The organism is Gordonibacter sp. (assembly GCF_036667095.1).
Taxonomy (GTDB): Bacteria; Actinomycetota; Coriobacteriia; order Coriobacteriales; family Eggerthellaceae; genus Gordonibacter.
Window position 1 is genome coordinate 1 of record NZ_JAVWUP010000391.1, and the last position, 1037, is coordinate 1037.

At 64.1% G+C, this 1037-nt stretch carries 2 protein-coding genes; both read left to right on the forward strand.

Features of this window, described 5'->3' with window-relative positions; all coding sequences use genetic code 11:
- The coding region (locus RR842_RS14835; protein WP_332730341.1) for a hypothetical protein at positions 1-244 on the forward strand (244 nt) is incomplete at its 5' end.
- 65 nt (positions 245-309) lie between these two features.
- The coding region (locus tag RR842_RS14840) for an MFS transporter (RefSeq protein ID WP_332730342.1) at positions 310-1037 on the forward strand (728 nt) is incomplete at its 3' end.

A 1037-nucleotide genomic window follows, 5' to 3' on the forward strand; every position in this document is an offset into this window, starting at 1 on the left:
CGTGGACGTGCGGGCGAACGAGGTGCCCTATCGTGCGCCCTACTTTGCATGGATCGCGTGTGGGGTCGTGCTGACCGTTATCGCGTTTATGGCTGCCATCGCACTTGCGTCCGCTGCGGCTGCATTCGCGGCGCTCGCCGCGTCGGCGTGCGGTATCGTGGCATGGACGGTGTTGTTCTTCAAAGGAGCCCTCAAAGTGAAGATGTTCCCTATGTACCCGGTTGATCTCAACCTTGACATGTAAGCAGAGGGACGCGCTGCGAGCGCGCTCGTGCTGCGAGCCGCCCGCGCTTATTGAAGGGGAGTTATATGGAAAAGAAATTCATCGGCTGGCGCGTCGTCGTGGCGACCGGCCTGCTCTACGCACTGCTCGGCAACTTCGGCCTGGCGGCCGCCCAGCTGGCCATCCCGGCGATGGCTGTCGATCCGTCCGTCGCCATGAACCGCAGCATGATCGGACTCGGCTTTACCGTGTTTATCCTCATGCAGGGCCTGCCGGGGCCGCTCATCGGCAAGTTCATCGCGAAGTACGGCGCGCGGAAGGCCTTCATTGCCAGCTCGCTGCTCATTATCGCGACCGGCGTGCTCATGGGCCTGTTCGCCGGAGCGAGCACGGTTGCCTACGTGGTGCTGTTCGGCGTGCTCTTGAGCTTCTCGTGCACGCTCGGCGGGCAGATCGCCACGCAGACCACGGTCGGCAGCTGGTTTGTGCAGAAGCGCGGCTTGGCTATGGCCGTGACGATGGGCCTAGGCGGCCTGGTTGCCTTCGCGTTCCCGCTCGTCACGAACGCGGCCATGGGGGAGGCCGGCAACTGGCACAACGGGTTCTACCTCATCTCGGCGATGGCGGTCGTCGCCCTGATTATCGCGTTCGCGCTCATGAAGGACAAGCCCGAGGACGCGGGGCAGGTTCCCGATGGCGCGCTTCCGGTCGGTGCCGAAGCAGGCGCGACCGTCCGACAGGTCGAATCCGAACAGCCGGCATCGAAGGTGTACAAGACCACCCAGCCTAAAACGAGCAGGGAGGCCAGGCGCAG